The organism is Pseudomonas sp. KnCO4 (genome assembly GCF_045344305.1).
GTDB lineage: Bacteria > Pseudomonadota > Gammaproteobacteria > Pseudomonadales > Pseudomonadaceae > Aquipseudomonas > Aquipseudomonas anuradhapurensis.
Window position 1 is genome coordinate 4,771,069 of sequence record NZ_CP174199.1, and the last position, 20,301, is coordinate 4,791,369.

16 protein-coding genes are annotated in these 20,301 nt (G+C 63.1%); 9 read left to right on the top strand and 7 right to left on the bottom strand.

The window, feature by feature from the left end; genetic code table 11:
* Positions 1–187: 187 nt before the first annotated feature.
* From ACJA3S_RS22105 to ACJA3S_RS22140, 8 genes are all read left to right on the top strand, one after another.
* On the top strand, positions 188–1,576 hold the full coding sequence (locus ACJA3S_RS22105; RefSeq protein ID WP_225779301.1) for a polynucleotide adenylyltransferase PcnB: 1,389 nt from the start codon (positions 188–190) through the stop codon (positions 1,574–1,576).
* Positions 1,573–2,052 (top strand): 2-amino-4-hydroxy-6-hydroxymethyldihydropteridine diphosphokinase, encoded by a 480-nt coding sequence (gene folK / locus ACJA3S_RS22110; RefSeq protein ID WP_406820003.1) that lies wholly within the window; start codon positions 1,573–1,575, stop codon positions 2,050–2,052. Before ACJA3S_RS22105 ends, folK begins: the two co-directional genes overlap by 4 nt.
* 259 nt (positions 2,053–2,311) lie before the next feature.
* Positions 2,312–3,112, top strand: a complete 801-nt coding sequence (panB, locus tag ACJA3S_RS22115) for a 3-methyl-2-oxobutanoate hydroxymethyltransferase (RefSeq protein ID WP_170032721.1) — start codon at positions 2,312–2,314, stop codon at positions 3,110–3,112.
* Positions 3,109–3,972: a pantoate--beta-alanine ligase gene (gene panC, locus ACJA3S_RS22120; RefSeq protein ID WP_170032723.1), complete on the top strand. Its 864-nt coding sequence runs from the start codon at positions 3,109–3,111 to the stop codon at positions 3,970–3,972. The genes panB and panC overlap by 4 nt, the downstream gene beginning before the upstream one ends.
* Before the next feature lie 184 nt (positions 3,973–4,156).
* Positions 4,157–5,821, top strand: a complete 1,665-nt coding sequence (gene pgi / locus ACJA3S_RS22125; RefSeq protein ID WP_170032724.1) for a glucose-6-phosphate isomerase — start codon at positions 4,157–4,159, stop codon at positions 5,819–5,821.
* A 233-nt stretch (positions 5,822–6,054) separates the two neighbouring features.
* Entirely contained in the window at positions 6,055–7,989 is a 1,935-nt protein-coding gene (gene acs, locus ACJA3S_RS22130; protein WP_406820004.1) for an acetate--CoA ligase, read from the top strand.
* Between the two features lie 41 nt (positions 7,990–8,030).
* On the top strand, positions 8,031–8,900 hold the full coding sequence (locus ACJA3S_RS22135) for an oxygenase MpaB family protein (RefSeq protein WP_406820005.1): 870 nt from the start codon (positions 8,031–8,033) through the stop codon (positions 8,898–8,900).
* A 78-nt stretch (positions 8,901–8,978) separates the two neighbouring features.
* Positions 8,979–11,921, top strand: coding sequence for a DUF748 domain-containing protein (locus ACJA3S_RS22140; protein ID WP_406820006.1), 2,943 nt, complete (start codon positions 8,979–8,981; stop codon positions 11,919–11,921).
* A 148-nt stretch (positions 11,922–12,069) separates the two neighbouring features.
* On the opposite strand, the gene ACJA3S_RS22145 is transcribed toward ACJA3S_RS22140, so the two are convergent.
* Entirely contained in the window at positions 12,070–12,486 is a 417-nt protein-coding gene (locus ACJA3S_RS22145) for a VOC family protein (RefSeq protein ID WP_170032732.1), read from the bottom strand.
* Positions 12,487–12,546: 60 nt separating this feature from the next.
* On the opposite strand from ACJA3S_RS22145, the gene ACJA3S_RS22150 reads away from it, so the two are divergent.
* On the top strand, positions 12,547–12,849 hold the full coding sequence (locus ACJA3S_RS22150; RefSeq protein ID WP_406820007.1) for a putative quinol monooxygenase: 303 nt from the start codon (positions 12,547–12,549) through the stop codon (positions 12,847–12,849).
* A 70-nt stretch (positions 12,850–12,919) separates the two neighbouring features.
* On the opposite strand, the gene ACJA3S_RS22155 is transcribed toward ACJA3S_RS22150, so the two are convergent.
* The 6 genes from ACJA3S_RS22155 to infB form a co-directional block, all read right to left on the bottom strand.
* Complete coding sequence (locus tag ACJA3S_RS22155) at positions 12,920–13,270, bottom strand: BON domain-containing protein (RefSeq protein WP_170032736.1); 351 nt, start codon at positions 13,268–13,270, stop codon at positions 12,920–12,922.
* Between the two features lie 262 nt (positions 13,271–13,532).
* The gene (gene pnp / locus ACJA3S_RS22160) at positions 13,533–15,638 is read right to left on the bottom strand and encodes a polyribonucleotide nucleotidyltransferase (RefSeq protein WP_170032738.1); all 2,106 of its coding nucleotides are present in this window, start codon (positions 15,636–15,638) and stop codon (positions 13,533–13,535) included.
* A gap of 250 nt (positions 15,639–15,888) precedes the next feature.
* Positions 15,889–16,158 carry a 30S ribosomal protein S15 gene (gene rpsO / locus ACJA3S_RS22165; RefSeq protein WP_003249971.1) on the bottom strand — a complete coding sequence of 90 codons (270 nt, stop codon included), beginning with the start codon at positions 16,156–16,158 and terminating at the stop codon, positions 15,889–15,891.
* 147 nt (positions 16,159–16,305) lie between these two features.
* Positions 16,306–17,223 (bottom strand): tRNA pseudouridine(55) synthase TruB, encoded by a 918-nt coding sequence (truB, locus tag ACJA3S_RS22170; RefSeq protein ID WP_170032740.1) that lies wholly within the window; start codon positions 17,221–17,223, stop codon positions 16,306–16,308.
* 3 nt (positions 17,224–17,226) lie between these two features.
* Complete coding sequence (gene rbfA, locus ACJA3S_RS22175) at positions 17,227–17,625, bottom strand: 30S ribosome-binding factor RbfA (RefSeq protein WP_170032742.1); 399 nt, start codon at positions 17,623–17,625, stop codon at positions 17,227–17,229.
* A gap of 116 nt (positions 17,626–17,741) precedes the next feature.
* Positions 17,742–20,282, bottom strand: coding sequence for a translation initiation factor IF-2 (gene infB, locus ACJA3S_RS22180; protein ID WP_170032744.1), 2,541 nt, complete (start codon positions 20,280–20,282; stop codon positions 17,742–17,744).
* Positions 20,283–20,301 lie beyond the last annotated feature (19 nt).

The window sequence follows — 20,301 nt, forward strand, 5'->3', positions numbered from 1 at the left end:
CAGCAGAAAAACAATAAGAGCACGCAACGACTTCTTGGGGAGCTTAGGCTCCCCTTGTCGTTTCTACCGTTCCGGCAGGCATCCTGCTACCCGCCTACACCATTCCTTGAGTAAATGCTAGAATCCCCGCCCATCATGCGGCCATTCTCCTATTCTTGGCCGAACATTCCTTCAAACAGTGCATCCCATGCTGAAGAAGCTGTTCCAGTCGTTCCGCCCGCCCGTACCGGGCCCGCATCACAGGCGTACCACACCTGAGGTGATCAACAAGAGCCAGCATTCGCTGCAGCGCCACCAGTTCAGCCGCCATGCGGTGAACATCGTGGAACGCCTGCAGAGCGCCGGCTACCAGGCCTACCTGGTCGGTGGCTGTGTCCGCGACCTGATGCTTGGCATCACTCCCAAGGACTTCGACGTCGCCACCAGCGCTACCCCCGAACAGGTCCGTGCCGAATTCCGCAACGCGCGTATCATCGGTCGCCGCTTCAAGCTGGTCCACGTGCATTTCGGCCGTGAGATCATCGAAGTCGCCACCTTCCGCGCCCACCATTCGGAAGACGACCAGGGTGACAGCCACCGCTCGTCGCACAATGCCAGTGGCCGCATCCTGCGGGACAACGTGTACGGCACCCTGGAAGAAGACGCGCAACGCCGCGACTTCACCATCAACGCCCTGTACTACGACCCGGTCAGCGAGCGCATTCTCGACTATGCCAATGGCGTGCACGATATCCGTAACCGCCTGCTGCGCCTGATCGGTGACCCGACCCATCGCTACCAGGAAGACCCTGTGCGCATGCTGCGCGCGGTGCGCTTTGCCGCCAAGCTCGACTTCGGTATCGAAAAGCACACTGTCCAACCGGTGCGCGAACTGGCACCGCTGCTGCGCGAGATTCCGCCGGCACGCCTGTTCGAGGAGAGCCTCAAGCTGTTCCTCTCCGGCCAGGGCGCCATCGCCTTCGAAATGCTGGTCGACCTGCAGCTGTTCGAACCGCTGTTCCCGGCCAGTGCACATGCCCTGGACGAGCGCCCGACCTACACCCATACCTTGATCAGCCAGGCGCTGCACAACACCGACCTGCGCGTGAAGCAAGGCAAACCGGTAACCCCGGCGTTCCTCTTCGCCGCGCTGCTGTGGCCAGCCCTGCCGGCCCGCGTGCTGCACCTGCAAGCCCAGGGCGTGCCGCCCATCCCGGCCATGAACGGTGCAGCCCACGACCTGATTGCCGAGCAATGCGCACGCATCGCCATCCCCAAGCGCTTCACCCTGCCAATCCGCGAGATCTGGGACATGCAGGAGCGTCTGCCGCGACGCAGCGGCAAACGCGCCGATGTGCTGCTGGACAACCCGCGTTTCCGCGCCGGTTACGACTTCCTGCTGCTGCGCGAAAGCGCCGGGGAAGAAACCGACGAACTCGGCCAGTGGTGGACCGACTACCAGGATGCCAACGACAGCGAGCGCCGCGAGATGATCCGCGAGCTGGGCAGCCGTGACGAAGGCAGCGGCGCCGGCCCACGTAAACGCAAGCGCAGCGGCGGCAAGCGCAAGCGCGGCGGCGACGAGGCATTCGAGTGACCACCCGCGCCTATATCGGCCTGGGCAGCAACCTGGACGCACCGGCCGAGCAGTTGCGCAATGCCCTGCAGGCGCTCGACCAGGTAGAAAGTACGCGCCTGGTGGCGGCTTCGGCCCTGTATACCAGTGACTCACTGCTGCCAGGTCAACCGCGCTACACCAATGCCGTCGCCGCCCTGGATACCGCCCTGCCGCCCTTGGCCCTGCTCGATGCGCTGCAAGCTATCGAAAATGACCAGGGCCGTGTGCGCTTGGAGCGCTGGGGCCCGCGCACACTGGACCTGGACATTCTGCTGTTCGGCGACCAGGTGCTGGATGAACCGCGCCTGAAGGTGCCGCATTACCACATGCATGCCCGGCCTTTCGTGCTGTATCCGCTGGCCGAACTGGTACCGGGCGATTTCCGTCTGGCCGATGGCCGCGCCCTCGCCCAACTGCTCGAAGCGTGCCCGTTCGTCGGTCTCGAACGCCTGTAGGCCGGGCGTTCCAGCCGTGCACAGCGGCGCGGTAACGCCAGTAACACCCTGAACGTAACAATGCGGTAACAGGGTCATTGACTTCCCCCACCTCGCTCACGACTATAGGCGTCCCGTGTGGCACCGAAGTGCCGCTACCCGTATTTAGGCCCGGACGGACCTGTGCCCGAACATCACGCGCGATGATGTGCCGCTCCGGAAGATGACTACGCGTTGAATGCAGTCGTTTTTTACAGCGCCTGAACGAGGAATTTCCTACATGCCTGAAGTAACCCTGACCACCCTCAATGGCCTCAAGGCCAAGGGTGAAAAAATCACCATGCTGACCTGCTACGATGCGACCTTCGCCAAGGCCGCCAGCCAGGCCGGCGTCGAAGTGTTGCTGGTGGGTGACTCGCTGGGGATGGTCCTGCAAGGCCACGACAGCACACTACCGGTAACCACCGCGGACATGGCCTACCATACCGCCAGCGTCAAACGCGGCAACGACGGCGCGCTGATCCTCACCGACCTGCCGTTCATGGCGCATGCCACCCCGGAACAGGCCTTTGCCAACAGTGCCACGCTGATGCAGGCCGGCGCCCACATGGTCAAGATCGAAGGGGCTGCCTGGCTGGCCGAGACCATCCGCCTGCTGGCCGAACGTGGCGTGCCGGTATGCGCGCACATGGGCTTGACCCCGCAAACCGTCAACGTCCTGGGCGGCTACAAGGTTCAGGGCCGCCAGGAAGCCCAGGCCCGGCAAATGCGTGCCGATGCCATCGCCCTGGAGCAGGCTGGTGCGGCCATGCTGCTGCTCGAATGCGTGCCCAGCGAACTGGCGGCGGAAATCACCAGTGCCGTCGGTATTCCGGTAATCGGTATTGGTGCCGGCAGCGGCACCGACGGCCAGGTGCTGGTCCTGCACGACATGCTCGGCCTGTCGCTGAGCGGTCGCGTACCGAAGTTCGTGAAGAACTTCATGCAAGGCCAGCCGGATATCCACAGCGCCCTCGTCGCCTACGTCGAGGCAGTCAAGCAGGTCAGCTTCCCTGGCAGCGAACACGGGTTCAGTGCATGAATACAGTCAAGACCGTCCGCGAATTGCGTGCCGCCGTTGCCCGCGCCCGGAGTGAAGGCAAGCGCATCGGCTTCGTGCCGACCATGGGCAACCTGCACAGCGGCCACGCGGCCCTGGTAACCAAGGCCGCGCAGCGGGCCGATTTCGTGGTCGCCAGCATCTTCGTCAACCCGCTGCAGTTCGGCGCCAACGAAGACCTCGACAAGTACCCGCGCACCCTGGCCGCCGACCAGGAGCGCCTGTTGCAGGCCGGCTGCAACCTGTTGTTCGCGCCCACCGTCGACGAAATGTACCCCGACGGCATGAGCGTGCAAACCCGCGTCAGCGTTCCCCAGCTTTCCGAAGGCCTGTGCGGCGCCAGCCGGCCCGGGCATTTCGAAGGGGTGGCTACCGTGGTCACCAAGCTGTTCAACATGGTCCAGCCCGACCTTGCCGTGTTCGGCGAAAAGGACTTCCAGCAGCTGGCGGTGATACGCGCCATGGTGCGCGACCTGAACATGCCGATCCAGGTCATCGGCGAGCCTACCGTGCGTGCCGAAGATGGCCTGGCGCTGTCGTCGCGCAACGGTTACCTGACGCCTGAGCAGCGGGCCGCAGCACCGGCGTTGTACCGCACGTTGCAGCATATCGCTGCGGCCATTGGCCGGGGCCAGCGTGATTTCGCGGCGCTGGTTGCCGAAGGTCAGGCGCAACTGACTGCCGCGGGGTTCCGCCCGGACTACCTGGAAGTGCGCCATGCAGTGAGCCTGCGTCCGGCAATGATCGATGACCGCGACCTGGTAGTGATCGCGGCGGCTTACCTGGGCAACACGCGGTTGATCGACAACCTGTACTTGCATGTGGAAGAGAAGACCGCGTAACGGCATGGGCTGCCTTGCAGCCCATTCACAGGCAAGCCAGCTCCTGCAGGGGCGCAAGACGCCCCAAATTCCCTCTGCCATACCCATTCCCTGCCAGTGGCCTTTGCCTATAATGATGCCAGCCTGAACCCGGCAACGACTGCCGTGTCCAAGGCATCACCACGCACCAAGGGAACCCCGCGCAATGGCGTATTACCGTACACCCCACGATGTGACGGCCCTGCCCGCCTGGCAGGCGCTCCAGCAACACCGCGACGCCATGCAAGGCTTCAGCATGCGCGAAGCCTTCGCCGCCGACGCCAAACGCTTCGACCAGTTCTCCCTGAGTTCCTGTGGCCTGTTCCTCGACTACTCGAAGAACCTGATCACCGAACAGACCCGTGACCTGCTGGTGAACCTGGCCGACCAGGTCGGCTTGCAAGATGCCATCAAGTCGATGTTCAGCGGCGAAATCATCAACGCCTCCGAAGGCCGCCCGGTGCTGCACACTGCCCTGCGCCGCCCGGTAGGCGACAAGCTCAGCGTCAACGGCGTGAACGTCATGCCGGAAGTGCACAAGGTGCTCAACCAGATCACCGAACTGGTCGGCCGCATCCATGACGGCCTATGGCGCGGTTACAGCGAGAAGCCGATCACCGACGTGGTCAACATCGGCATCGGTGGTTCGTTCCTCGGTCCCGAACTGGTCTCCGAAGCGCTGCTGCCCTATGCCCAACGCGGCGTGCGCTGCCACTACCTGGCGAACATCGACGGCAGCGAATTCCACGAGCTGTCGGCCAACCTGCGTGCTGAAACCACCCTGTTCATCGTCTCGTCGAAGTCGTTCAACACCCTCGAGACGCTGAAGAACGCCATGGCTGCACGCACCTGGTACCTGGCCCAGGGCGGCTCGGAAGCCGAGCTGTACCGCCACTTCATCGCCGTATCCAGCAACAAGGCCGCTGCCGTGGCCTTCGGCATCCGCGAAGAGAACATCTTCCCGATGTGGGACTGGGTGGGCGGGCGCTACTCGCTGTGGTCGGCTATCGGCCTGCCGATTGCCCTGGCCATCGGCATGGCCAACTTCAAGGAACTGCTGTCCGGTGCCTACACCATGGACCAGCACTTCCAGACCGCGCCGTTCGAAAAGAACATGCCGGTGCTGCTGGCCCTGCTGGGCGTCTGGTATGGCAACTTCTGGGGCGCGAACAGCCACGCGATCCTGCCGTACGACCATTACCTGCGCAACATCACCAAGCACCTGCAACAGTTGGACATGGAGTCCAACGGCAAGAGCGTGCTGCAGGATGGCACCCCGGTGAAGACCGATACCGGCCCGGTGATCTGGGGCGGCGTCGGCTGCAACGGCCAGCACGCCTACCACCAGCTGCTACATCAGGGCACCCAGCTGATTCCGGCCGACTTCATCGTGCCGGTGGTGAGCTTCAACCCGGTCGCCGACCATCATCAGTGGCTGTACGCCAACTGCCTGTCGCAAAGCCAGGCGCTGATGCTGGGCAAGACCCGCGAAGAAGCCGAGGCCGAGCTGCGCGCCAAGGGCCTGAATGAAGCGGACATCGAGAAGCTGGCCCCGCACAAGGTGATCCCGGGCAACCGCCCGAGCAACACCCTGGTGGTGGAACGCATCAGCCCACGCCGTCTGGGCGCCCTGGTGGCGATGTACGAACACAAGGTGTTCGTGCAGAGCGTGATCTGGGGTATCAACGCCTTCGACCAGTGGGGCGTGGAACTGGGCAAGGAGCTGGGCAAGGGCGTTTACCAGCGCTTGGTCGGCAGCCTGGAAGACAGCGCCGAGGACGGCTCCACCCAGGGCCTGATCAACTATTTCCGCGGCCGTCACCGCGGTTGATCCCAACGCCACTCGGTCGCTCCGTGCAGGAGCGGCCTTGTGTGGCGATGGGCCGCAGAGCGGCCCCGGGATTTCAGCCCTGGTGCGTCAATTGTCGGGGCCGCTTCGCGCCCCATCGCGACACAAGGCCGTTCCTACCGGGCCCGGCCTCAAGGAACACCACCTCTAGCTACACTGTCCTATCGAATAGCCGTTGCAGTCCATCGCCCCTTACAAGAGCAGGACCACCCGCCATGTTCGATATCCGCAACTACCCGCAGGCCCTGGCAGTCAGCCAGTCCGCCGCCCTTTCCCCCGACGACTACCGCCGCCTCTACCGCCAGTCGGTCGACGATCCCGACACTTTCTGGGCCGAGCAAGCCCGGCGCCTGGACTGGATCAAGCCCTGGTCGAGCGTGCAGCAATGTGACCTGAAGACCGGCCAGGCGCGCTGGTTCGACGGCGGCCAGCTGAATGTCAGCTACAACTGCATCGACCGCCACCTGGCCCGGCGCGGCGACCAGACCGCGTTGCTGTGGGAAGGTGACGACCCCCAGGATGCCAAGGCCATCACCTACCGCGAACTGCACCGTCAGGTCTGCCGCCTGGCCAATGCCCTGAAGGCGCGAGGGGTGAAGAAAGGCGACCGGGTATGCATCTACATGCCGATGATCCCCGAGGCCGCCTTCGCCATGCTCGCCTGCACCCGCATCGGCGCCATCCACTCGGTGGTGTTCGGTGGCTTCTCGCCCGATGCCCTGCGCGACCGCATTCTCGATGCCGACTGCCGCACCGTGATCACCGCTGATGAAGGCGTGCGCGGCGGCAAGCGCATCCCGCTGAAACAGAACGTCGACAAAGCGCTGCTCAGCTGCCCCGCCGTCAGCAGCGTGTTCGTGGTACGCCGAACTGGCGCTGATGTCGCCTGGGCCGAAGGCCGCGATCTCTGGTACCACGAGGCAACGGAAAAGGCCGGCGACGATTGCCCTGTCGAGCCGATGGAGGCCGAAGACCCACTGTTCATCCTGTACACCTCCGGCAGCACCGGCAAACCCAAGGGCGTGCTGCATACCACCGGCGGCTACCTGCTGCAGGCCACCCTGACCTTCAAGGTGGTGTTCGACTACCGTGATGGCGAGGTGTTCTGGTGCACTGCCGACGTCGGCTGGGTCACCGGCCACAGCTACATCGTCTATGGCCCGCTGGCCAATGGCGCGATATCGCTGATGTTCGAAGGGGTGCCCAACTACCCCGACACCTCGCGCTTCTGGCAGGTGGTGGACAAGCACAAGGTGAACATCTTCTACACCGCCCCAACCGCCTTGCGCGCCCTGATGCGCGAAGGCGACGGGCCGCTGCAGGGCACCTCACGCCAGAGCCTGCGCCTGCTCGGCAGCGTCGGCGAGCCGATCAACCCGGAAGCCTGGGAATGGTATTTCGAAGCCGTCGGCCAGAAGCGCTGCCCCATCGTCGATACCTGGTGGCAAACCGAAACCGGCGGCATCATGATTACCCCGCTGCCCGGCTCGCAGGTACTCAAGCCCGGCTGCGCCAGCCAGCCCATGTTCGGCGTGCAACCGCTGCTGCTGGATGACAAGGGCAAGCTGATCGAAGGCCCGGGTGCCGGCTTGCTGGTCATCAAGGCCAGCTGGCCAGGGCAGATCCGCAGTGTCTATGGCGACCACCAGCGCATGGTCGACACCTACTTCAAGCCCATGCCCGGCTACTACTTCACCGGCGACGGCGCTCGCCGCGATGCCGATGGCGACTACTGGATCACCGGGCGCATCGACGACGTGATCAATGTTTCCGGGCACCGCATCGGTACCGCCGAGGTGGAAAGCGCATTGGTGCTGCATGACAGCGTTGCCGAAGCGGCGGTGGTTGGTTACCCCCACGACCTCAAGGGCCAGGGGGTGTACGCCTTCGTCACGACGATGAACGGGGTAACACCGGACGACGCGCTCAAGGCCGAGCTACTGGCTTTGGTCAGCAAGGAAATCGGCAGTTTCGCCAAACCTGAGCTGATCCAGTGGGCCCCGGCATTGCCCAAGACACGCTCAGGCAAGATCATGCGGCGTATACTGCGCAAGATCGCCTGCAACGAGTTGGACAACCTGGGCGATACCTCGACCCTGGCCGACCCCAGCGTGGTGCAGGGCCTGATCGACAAACGCCTCAACCAGTAACCGGTGGCCGCTCGCGTGGCTACCCTGCATGACAGGTCGCCATGGAAGCCCTTCGCCGCCGCATCGAAACCCAGGTCATGAGCCTTACCGGGCTGGCCCTCGGCCAGCTCGACCTGGAATCACCCAAGGGCGACCCCGGCCTGTTCGGCCCGCACAGCATCAGCTGGCGAGTGCATGGTGACTTCCCGAGCATGCTGGTGGGTGGCATCAGCGCCCTCATGCTGCAGCTCCTGCACCCGCTGGCCCTGGCCGGGGTGTGGGACCACTCCAATTTCCGTGAAGACCTGCTCGGGCGCCTGCGCCGTACCAGCCAGTTCATTTCCGGCACCACCTTCGGCGCCACCCGCGATGCCGAATGGCTGATCGACAAGGTCCGCACCATCCACCTGCAGGTAACCGGTACCGCGCCGGACGGCCGCCCTTATGCGGCCAGCGACCCGGCCTTGCTGACCTGGGTGCATGTGGCCGAAGTCAGCAGCTTCCTGAGTGCCCACCTGCGGTACTGCAACCCGCATCTTGCAGTTGCCGAACAGGACGCCTATTACGCAGAGATCGCGCTGATTGCCGAGCGCCTGGGTGCGCGCGACGTGCCGCGCTCGCGCCAGCAGGTCGAGGATTACCTGCTGCGTATGCGCCCGCAGTTGCTTTGCGATGCCCGCAGCCTCCAGGTGCTCGATATCCTGCTCGACGCCCCCGCCCCCAGCCGCCTGGCACAGCCGGTGGGCAAGCTGATGCTGCACGCTGGCCTCGACCTGCTACCTGCTTGGGCCCAGGCCATGCTCGGCCTGCGGCACGGCCCGCTGCAGCGGCGCATGATCCGCCTGGGCCTGCGCCGCACCGCGCCGCTACTGCGTTGGGCAATGCGTAACGGCTCGGCGCAACGGGCGAAACGGCGCATGGGCATCGAATAAGGGCAAACGGTCGCCTCAGCGGAACTGATTTAACGTGCCATACTCCAAGCTCTCCTGCTTAGACAGACGAAGCGACACATGTACAAAGGATTGACTCGCGCCGCAGGCGCACTGCTGGCCCTGCTAGCCCTCTACAGCCTTCTTGGCTTTCTCGTCCTTCCCGGTGTCGCGCTGCGCATCGCCAACCAGCAGTTGGCCCAGTACGCGACCGTGCCTGCCCACCTCGAACGGATCGAGCTCAACCCCTTCAGCCTCGAACTGACGGTCTGGGGCCTGCAGATCGGCGAGCCCGGCAAGGAGCAGGTCGGCTTCGACCGGCTGTATGCCAACCTCTCGCTCGACAGCCTGTGGAGCGGCGCACTGCATCTGGAGGCGGTGGAACTGATCAAGCCGCGCAACGAAGTGCTGTTCGCCAAGGACGGTACGCTCAACCTGACTCGCCTGTTCAAGCTACCCGCCAGCCAGGCCAAGCCCGACGAGCCGCCCAGCGACCCGTTCCCGCTGCGCATCGCCAGCATCAAGCTCAGCGAGGGCTACCTGCACTTCGAAGACCTGCGCCCGAGCGAGCCGATCGAGTTCCTCTACGACAACATGAACCTGGAGCTGAAAAACCTCAGCACCTTGCCCAACGACAATGCCGACATGACCCTGGTGGCGAATGGCCCCAATGGCGGGCGCATCGACTGGAAAGGCACACTGAGCCTGGCGCCGATCGCCTCCGAGGGCACGCTGAAAATTACCGAAGGCAAGATGAAGGCGTTCTGGCCCTATGTACGCGATGCCGTGCCACTGGTGCTGGAAGAGGGTGTGGTCAGCCTCGATACCCATTACAAGCTCAACCTCGCCAAGCAGACCGAACTGCTGCTGGACAACGCCTCGCTACGTATCGCACCGTTCGCCATCAAGGCGCCGGATGGCCGCCCACTGGCTCGCCTGGCCAGCCTGGAGGTGAGCGAAACCTCGGTCGACCTGGTCAAGCAGCTGGTCACCGTGGGCAAGATCCGCAGCGAAAAACTGGAGACCTGGGCCGCGCTGGAAAAGGACGGCCAGCTCGACTGGCAGAAGCTGTTCGCCAGCCAGCCAACCAAGGCCACGCCAAAGGAAAAGGCCGAACCGGCCGCCGCCGAGCCCACCCCCAAGGAACAAGCGGCGAAAGCGCCGAGCAAGCCTTGGCAGGTACTGCTCAAGGACGTACAGCTGCGCAATTACCTGGTGCACCTGGCAGACCGTACGCAGAAAGAGCCGGTGGCCCTCGACGTGGGCCCGCTCAACGCTGACCTGCAAGGTTTCGACAGCCTCAACCAGTCCCCCTTCAAGCTCAAGCTCGACACCGGCGTGGGAAGACAAGGCAAGCTGCAGGCAACCGGCCAGGTCAACCTGGCGCCGATCTGGGCCAAGCTGGACGTCAGCACCCGCGACATCGACCTGCGCGTGGCCCAGGCCTATATCAGCCCGTTCATCCTGCTGGAACTGCGCAGCGGCATGCTCTCGAGCGACCTCAATGTCGACCTGAAGAACACCGCACCACTGGCCTTCAGCGTCACCGGCAAGGCACAGGTGAGCCAGCTGCATACCCTCGATACCATCAAGAGCCGCGATTTCGTCAAATGGCAGCAGGTGAATGTCGACGGCCTGTCCTATGTCCATGGCGACGCGCTGTCGATCGACAAGGTGACCTTGCTGCAGCCCTACGCGCGCTTCATCATCAACGAAGACCGCACCACCAACATCAACGACTTGCTGATCCCGCAGCCGGCCGGCGCCCCGAGCCCAGCACCGGCCTCGGCCAAGCCGGCCACTGCCAGCGGCGACAAGCCGCTGGGTATTCACATCGGCCAGATCGACATCAACGACGGCTCGGCCAACTTCGCCGACCTGTCCCTCACACCCAACTTCGCCACCGCCATCCAGCAGCTCAACGGCCGGATCGGCACCATCGACAACCGCAAGCCGGTACCGGCCAAGGTCGATGTGAAGGGTAAGGTCGATCGCTACGCACCGGTCACCATCAAAGGTGCACTCAACCCGTTCAACCCGCTGGCCAGCCTGGACATCGCCACCAGTTTCAGGCGCGTCGAGTTGACCACCCTGACGCCTTATTCTGGCAAGTTCGCCGGTTTCCGCATCCGCAAGGGCCGGCTCAACCTCGACTTGCACTATCTGATCACCAATGGCCAGCTCAAGGCCGAGAACAAGGTGGTGGTAGAACAGCTGCAGTTGGGCGAGAAGGTCGACAGCCCGGATGCAGTGGACCTGCCGATCCGTCTGGCGGTGGCGCTGCTGAAGGATACCGAAGGCAAGATCTCGATCGAGCTGCCGGTGTCCGGCGACCTCAACAACCCACAGTTCAGCGTAATGCCGATCGTTTGGCAGACCCTGCGCAACCTGGTACTGCGCGCGGCACAGGCACCCTTCAAGTTCATCGGCGGGCTGGTTACTGGCGGCGGCTCGGAAGACCTGGGCAGCGTGGCTTTCGCCCCGGGCTCCAGCGAGCTAGGCCAGGACGCCCAGGCCTCGCTGGACAAGCTGGCTTCGGCGCTGAAGGAACGCCCGGAGCTGCGTCTGGAAATCGAAGGCACCAGCGCCCAGGCCAGCGACGGCCCACTGATCGCCCAGCAACGGCTGGAACGCGAATACCAGGCTACCTGGTACAAGATCCTGCAACGCCGGGGTGACAAGGTGCCGGCCAATGCCTCCATGCTGGTGGTCGATGAGCGTGACAAACCGGCGATGCTCGAAGGCATCTACCGCAACCGCCTGAAGCAGCAACCACCTGCCGAATGGGAGCAACTGGGCCGCGAAGAGCGCACTGCCAAGTTGCGCGAGGCGGTGATCAAGTCGTGGGCCGAGAGCACTGCGCTGCTACGCACATTGGGCCAGGAACGGGCCAGCAGCATCAAGGATTACCTGGTCGACAAAGGCCAGCTGGAAGATGACCGGGTGTATTTCATCGATACCAACCTGGGGCAGCCTGAGAGCGATGGGCGGGTGGTGACGCCGATGCACCTGGATGCTGAGTAGATAGCAGCCTGACCGCGGATCTGTAGGCGGCCTTGCGTCGCGAAAGGGCCGCGAAGCGGCCCCAGCCATTGCATCAGTGCCAGGGACCGGGGGCCGCTTCGCGGCCCTTTCGCGACGCAAGGCCGCTCCCACAATGGCCACGTATAAGCTATTGGACCAGCCGCTGCCCCGACACCGCCGGGTGATACAGCGGCTGCACCTTGTTCCCAGCCGGGTCCAACAGGTGGAAGCTGCGCGCGCCGTCACCGTGGTTGAACGGCTTGTCGAGCAAGGTCACGCCACGCGCCTTGAAGTACTGGTACCAAGCCTCCAGTTCCTCCACGCTGTCGACGATGAACCCATAGTGGTCGAGGGTCTGCAAGCCATTGGCCGCCCCTGCCCCACGCCCCAGCGACAGGTTGTCGTTACCACAGGTCAGGTACACCAGGTCCTCGTTGGCGCGATTCAGCACTTCCATGCCCAGCACATCGACGTAGAAGCGCTCGCACTCCTCCAGGTTGGGTACCAGCAAGGCAATGTGGCGCAGGCCGTTCAAGCGACCAGGACGGGCAGGCAATTCGGACATTGGCAGGGTTCCTTTTTTGTATACAATTCGAAAACGAATTTAAAACAAAAGGAACGCCTTGTGTATAGCCTGTTCATCAAGACCCGCGTGAAACGCGGTTGCGTGGAGGACTTCCTGGCCGCGATCAAAGCCAATGCCGAGGCTTCCGTTGCTACCGAGCCCGGTTGTCTGGTCTTCGATGTGGCACAGGACCGGGTCGACCCGGAGGTGATCTACCTGTACGAGATCTACCGTGACGACGCTGCCTATGAAGCGCATACCCGCACGGCGCATTTTCGCGACAGCCGCCCGTTGGTGGAGCCATTGATCATCGAGCAGGAATGCTTCGAAAGCGATGTGCTGTCACGCAACCCGATGCTGTAATTGAAAAGGGGCCGCACAGCGGCCCCTTCCGGAAGAGGTGGCCAAATCCCTTTGGCCGACGGGACATTCCTTATTCGGCTTTCAGACCATCAGCCGAAACAGCCTGTACGCCTTTGATCTTCTTGGCGATGGAAATCGCCATCTCTTTCTGTGCAGAGGTCACCGGCGTGTCAGAGGAAAGCGACACGACGCCTTTGTTGGTTTCGACCTTGATATCGCTTCCAGGCACACCTTTCTCGGTCATCAGGTCAGCTTTCACCTTGGTGGTGATCCAGGTATCGGAGGCCGCTTCCTTGGTTTTGGTCACCTCACCAGCCGCCAGCGTCATCGGGGCTTGGGTGGATTGCTGGGCGAATGCCGCGTTAGCCATGGTCAGGGTCAGAGCGGTAGCAGTAGCGGCAGCAATGGCGAACTTCTTCATGTGGGTCACTCCTGTTTTTCGAAAGGTCTGCGCCGTATGTCCTGGCGACAGGTACAAGAGTAGTTGCATGCGCTATGCCAGCTTTACCGTTTCGCTTTTTCCATTATAAATCAATGAGTTACAAACATCAGAAAGCGCCCGGGGTCGTGCATTTTGCAATCTGCACGGTAAACCTGCATGCAAGATGCAAGTCCGCAAAAGGTTCCCTTGCGGCCATGAAAAAAGGGCCCCGAAGGGCCCTTTTCCATTGCTCGGCAGTCGCTTAGACGCCCGAGGCCTTGGCCGCGGCAACGTCCTTGATCGACAGCTTGATACGGCCGCGGTTATCCACGTCCAGTACCAGTACTTCGACTTCCTGGCCTTCCTTGAGCACGTCGGTGACTTTCTCGACGCGAGCATCGCTCAGCATGGAGATGTGCACCAGGCCGTCCTTGCCCGGCAGGATGTTGACGAAGGCGCCGAAGTCGACGATGCGCTCGACCTTGCCGACATAGATCTTGCCGATCTCGGCCTCGGCGGTGATGCCCAGGATGCGCTGCTTGGCAGCATCTGCCGCTTCCTTGGTTTCGCCGAAGATCTTGATCGAGCCGTCGTCTTCGATATCGATCGAAGCCTTGGTCTCTTCGCAGATGGCGCGGATAGTGGCGCCGCCCTTGCCGATGACGTCACGAATCTTGTCGGTGTCGATCTTCATCGCGATCATGGTCGGGGCGTTGGCCGACAGCTCGCTGCGCGACTGGGCGATGATCTGGTTCATCTGGCCGAGGATGTTCAGGCGCGCTTCCAGGGCCTGGCCCAGGGCGATTTCCATGATCTCTTCGGTGATGCCGTTGATCTTGATGTCCATCTGCAGCGCGGTGACGCCTTTGGCGGTACCGGCTACCTTGAAGTCCATGTCGCCCAGGTGGTCTTCGTCACCCAGGATGTCGGTCAGGACGGCGAACTTGTCACCTTCCTTGACCAGGCCCATGGCGATACCGGCAACCGGCGCCTTCATCGGCACGCCAGCGTCCATCAGGGCCAGGGAAGCACCACACACCGAAGCCATGGAGCTGGAACCGTTGGATTCGGTGATTTCCGAAACCACGCGGATGGTGTACGGGAACTCGCTGTCGCTCGGCAGCATGGCCTGCACGCCACGACGGGCCAGGCGGCCGTGGCCGATTTCACGACGGCCAGCGCCGCCCATGCGGCCGCACTCACCTACCGAGAACGGTGGGAAGTTGTAGTGCAGCATGAAGGCGTCTTTCTTCTCGCCTTCCAGGGTGTCCAGCAACTGCGCGTCACGGGCAGTACCCAGGGTCGCGACGACCAGGGCCTGGGTCTCGCCACGGGTGAACAGTGCCGAACCGTGGGTTTTCGGCAGAACGCCAACTTCGATGTTCAGCGGGCGCACGGTGCGAGTGTCGCGGCCGTCGATACGCGGCTTGCCGTTGACGATGTTCTCGCGGACGGTGCGGTATTCCAGCTCGCCGAAGATCTCCTTGATGGCACCAGCGGACGGGCCGGTCTCTTCGTTGCTCAGACGGGCAACGGCCTCGTCGCGCAGCTGGCCCAGGCGGTTGTAGCGGTCGGCCTTCTGGGTGATGGTGTAGGCCTGCGAAACGGCTTCGCCGAACTCGGCACGCACCAGGTTCATCAGCTCGGTGTTGGCCGGGGCTGGCTGCCAGTCCCAGGTCGGTTTGCCGGCTTCGGCGGCCAGTTCCTTGACGGCCTGGATCACCGCCTGGAATTCGTCGTGGGCGAACAGCACGGCGCCCAGCATCTGGTCTTCGGTCAGCTCCTTGGCTTCCGATTCAACCATCAGTACGGCCGACTCGGTACCGGCAACGACCATGTCCAGGCTCGAGGCAGCCAGTTGCTCGTAGGTTGGGTTCAGCAGGTAGCCGGTGCTTTCGTGGAAGGCAACGCGGGCGGCGCCGATCGGGCCTTCGAACGGAATGCCGGAAATGGCCAGGGCAGCCGAGGTACCGATCATCGCGGCGATGTCCGGGTCGGTCTTCTTGCTGGTGGAAACCACGGTGCAGACGACCTGCACTTCGTTCATGAAGCCTTCTGGGAACAGCGGGCGGATCGGACGGTCGATCAGGCGCGAGGTCAGCGTCTCTTTCTCGGAAGGACGGCCTTCACGCTTGAAGAAGCCACCTGGGATCTTGCCGGCGGCGTAGGTCTTTTCCTGATAGTGGACCGACAGCGGGAAGAAGCCCTTGCCTGGATCGGCCTGTTTGGCACCGACCACGGTCACCAGCACGGTGACGTCGTTGTCGACGGTAACCAGCACGGCGCCGGTTGCCTGACGGGCAATACGGCCCGTTTCGAGAGTAACGGTCGATTGACCGAACTGGAATTTCTTGATTACCGGGTTCACGGTTTCCTACCTTTTTTCAGTGGCTCTGGGGGAACTGGTTTCTTGCGAATTCTTGGGCAGAACGGGGAATCGGCCCCATTGACCGTCCAGATACAACACGAGGCTGGGAGCCTGGCACCAAACGGAAGATCCGCTCAGCATTGCCAGGCTGCCAACCTCGGAGATACGCGTGGCGTGTCCAACGGCAGCACTGCAAAACAGCCCTGCCGAAGCCTGCGACACGCCATGCACACCACTGGCCAGGCCGCTATTAGCGACGCAGACCCAGGCGACCGATCAGGGCGCTGTAACGAGTGGTGTCTTTGCCCTTCAGGTAATCCAGCAGCTTACGACGCTGGTTGACCATACGGATCAGACCACGACGGGAGTGGTGGTCTTTGTCGTTGGCCTTGAAGTGGCCTTGCAGCTTGTTGATGTTGGCGGTCAGCAGAGCAACCTGCACTTCCGGGCTACCGGTATCGCCGGCGGCTTGCTGGTATTCGGCAACGATCTGAGCTTTTTCTTCAACGCTGAGGGCCATGTGGCTTCTCCTGATAACGGATCCCGCACGCGGGGTCCAATAGGCCAGGGACAAATCCCTGTATTAATAAAAAAGGTGTGACCGTGCCTACTGACAGCCACCCTTGTTGCCGTGGGGTTTGGCGGTTGCCTGGCCCTACGGTTTCGGTCATTCCGACCGAATCAGCCGACGCGGCGCAATGCGCCCGTCTTCGCTCACTTCACCGATACCGATGAAGCGTGCATTGTGATCCTGTACCCGGACCATGCCAAATTGGGGTGCGTCCGGCGCGCGTACCGCCTGGCCATGCAGCCAGTAGAACGCACTGTGCTCGGACAGGCACACCAGTGGCCAGTCCTGCAGGCCGCTGTCCGAAGGCATCAGGAAGCGGTCGAGCGCTTCGTTACCACCTTCGGCGTGGGCCTGTTCGAGTTCCTCGAGGGTGACCGTTTGTGCCAGCACGAAGGGCCCGGCCTGGGTCCTGCGCAGCTCGGCGACATAGGCGCCGCAGCCAAGGGCTTCGCCGATATCCTCCACCAGGGTGCGGATATAGGTGCCTTTGCTGCATCCTACGCTCAGCCGTGCACGGGTGCCTTCGCACTCGAGCAACTCCAAGCGGCCAATAGTAACAGAACGCGCCTCGCGCTCCACTACCTCTCCTGCACGTGCCAGCTTGTACAGTGGCTGGCCGTCACGCTTGAGCGCCGAGTACATCGGCGGTATCTGGCTGATCTGGCCGCGAAAACGCGGCAGCAGTGCCTCGATGTCGGCACGACCAACGGTCACTTCGCGGGTCTGCAACACTTCACCTTCGGCATCGCCGGTGTTGGTCGTCTGCCCCATCTGCATGACCGTTTCGTAGCCCTTGTCCGAATCGAGCAGGTACTGCGAAAACTTGGTCGCTTCGCCAAAGCACAGCGGCAGCACGCCGGTGGCCAACGGGTCGAGGCTGCCGGTGTGGCCGGCCTTTTCCGCGTTGAGCAGCCAGCGCACCTTTTGCAGCGCAGCGTTGGAGGTGAAGCCCAGCGGCTTGTCGAGCAGGATGATGCCGCTGACGTTGCGGCGGATACGTTTGACCTGGGCCACCGCTTACTCCTCGGTGTCCGGCTGGTCGGCATCCTTGTGCTGACGGTCTTCGGCGACCGCGCGCTCGATCAGTGCCGACAGGTGGGCACCACGGCTGACGCTTTCGTCGAAGTGGAAATGCAGTTGCGGCACGCTGCGCAGTTGCATTACCCGGCCCAGGTGCAGGCGCAGGAAGCTTGCGGCGCTGGTCAGGGCCTTGAGGGTCTGCGGTACGGCGTCGCTGCCGTCCGCGCCCATCACGGTGATGAACACCTTGGCGTGGCCAAGGTCGCGGCTGACGTCGACGGCCGTGATGGTCACCAGGCCGACGCGCGGGTCTTTGACTTCACGGCGGATCAGCTCCGACAGCTCGCGCTGCATCTGGTCGCCGATGCGTTGGGTACGGCTATATTCTTTTGCCATTCTTGCTACCTGTAACTTAAAGCGGCAAACGCCCGGTCAGGCTGAAGCCTGACCGGGCGCTACCTTCAGAGGTGCTGCCAGCCGCCCTGGGGCGGGGCCTGCACCACGCTCGCCCCTTACAGGGTACGAGCCACCTGGACTTTCTCGAAGACTTCGATCTTGTCGCCGACCTTGACGTCGTTGTAGCTCTTCACGCCAATACCGCACTCCATGCCCGAACGGACTTCGGAGGCGTCGTCCTTGAAGCGACGCAGCGATTCCAGCTCGCCTTCGAAGATCACAACGTCTTCGCGCAGTACGCGGATCGGACGGTTGCGGTACACGGTACCCTCGATGACCATACAGCCAGCGATGGCGCCGAACTTCGGCGAACGGAACACGTCACGCACTTCGGCGACACCCAGGATGTTCTCGCGAACATCGCTGCCGAGCATGCCGGTCAGGGCCTTCTTGACGTCTTCGATGATGTCGTAGATCACGTTGTAGTAACGCATATCCAGACCTTCCTGCTCGACGATCTTGCGCGCGCCGGCATCGGCACGCACGTTGAAGCCGAACAGTACTGCATTCGAAGCCAGCGCCAGGTTGGCATCGCTTTCGGTGATACCACCGACGCCGCCACCGATCACGCGCACCTGAACTTCGTCGTTGCCCAGGCCCGACAGCGAACCCTGCAGTGCTTCCAGGGAACCACGCACGTCGGTCTTGAGGACGATGTTGAGGGTCTTCTTCTCTTCCTGACCCATGGTCTCGAAGATGTTTTCCAGCTTGCCGGCGTGAGCACGGGCCAGCTTGACCTCGCGGTACTTGCCTTGACGGAACAGGGCCACTTCACGGGCCTTCTTCTCGTCGGCCACCACCGACAGCTCGTCACCGGCTTCCGGGGTACCGTCCAGGCCGAGAATCTCGACCGGGATCGACGGGCCGGCTTCCTTCACAGGCTTGCCGTTCTCGTCGAGCATGGCACGCACGCGGCCATAGTTGGAGCCGCACAGGACCATGTCGCCCTGACGCAGGGTACCGTCCTGAACCAGGATGGTAGCCACCGGGCCGCGGCCCTTGTCCAGGCGCGATTCGACGACCACGCCACGACCTGGAGCGGTCGGGGTAGCGGTCAGCTCGAGGATCTCGGCCTGCAGCAGGACGGCTTCGAGCAGCTCGTCGACACCGGTACCCATCTTCGCCGAAACCTTGACGAATGGCGTGTCACCACCCCAGTCCTCGGAGGTCACGCCTTCGACGGCCAGCTCGTTACGGATGCGGTCGATGTCGGCACCCGGCTTGTCGATTTTGTTCACCGCGACCACCAGCGGAACGCCAGCTGCCTTGGCATGCTGAACGGCTTCGCGAGTTTGCGGCATCACGCCGTCGTCCGCTGCCACCACCAGGATGACGATGTCGGTGGCCTTGGCACCTCGGGCACGCATTGCGGTGAACGCGGCGTGGCCAGGGGTGTCGAGGAAGGTGACCATGCCGCGGTCGGTTTCCACGTGGTAGGCACCGATGTGCTGGGTGATACCACCGGCTTCGCCTGCGGCAACCTTGGCACGACGGATGTAGTCGAGCAGCGAGGTCTTACCGTGGTCAACGTGACCCATGACGGTAACGACCGGTGCACGCGATTCGACTTCGCCTTCGAATTTCAGCGATTCGGCCAGGGAGTCTTCCAGGGCGGTATCGCTGACCAGGGTCACCTTGTGGCCCAGTTCTTCGGCGACCAGCTGAGCGGTTTCCTGGTCGAGCACCTGGTTGATGGTAACCGGGGTACCCAGCTTGAACATGAACTTGACCACTTCAGCGGCCTTGACCGACATCTGCTGGGCCAGTTCCGAGACGGTGATGGTCTCGCCGATGGTCACGTCACGAATGACCGGACCGGTCGGGTTCTGGAAGCCGTGCTGGTTGCGTTTCTTAAGCTTGCTCTTGCCACCGCGGCCACGGCGTACGCCATCGCTCTCTTCATCGGTGGTGCGCGGCGCGGCACGAGGCGTCGGAGCCTTTTCCTTCTCCTTGACCTTGACCTTGATCGACACGCGCGGGGCCTCGCCACGACGCTCACCACCGCGACGGTCTTCGTCACGGGTGCGACCTTCGTTACGACGGGCTTCGTCCTTCTTGCGCTCGGCAGCACGGGCTGCGGCGTCTTCGGAGGCCGGGGCGTCGGCAACTACCGGGGCCGGGGCAGCGGCAGGTGCCGGCTCTGGCTTGGCAGCAGGTGCAGGTGCGGCAGCAGCGGTTTCGGCAGCCTGACGGCGAGCCTGCTCTTCGTTGCGCTGGCGAACTTCGGCCTCGACCTTCTCGCGAGCGGCGTTTTCGGCCGCGCGACGCTCTTCCAGCTCACGCTTCTGCTCAGCCTGGATTTCTTCCGGGCTGCGCTGCACGAATACTTTCTTCTTGCGTACTTCTACGCTGATGCTCTTGCTACCGGCGACACGCAGGGTGCTGGTGGTTTTGCGCTGCAAGGTAATCTTGCGCGGCTCTTCCGCCTTGCTCTTGTGGCTGCTCTTCAAATGAGTCAGCAGGGTCTGCTTCTCATTGTCGGTCACTACCTGACCGGCGTCGGTGTGCGGCAGACCTGCCTCACGCATCTGCTGCAGCAGGCGCTCTACCGGTGCCTCGACCTCTTGGGCCAGTTCTTTCACCGTGACTTGCGTCATGCACTTCTCTCCTCAGGCC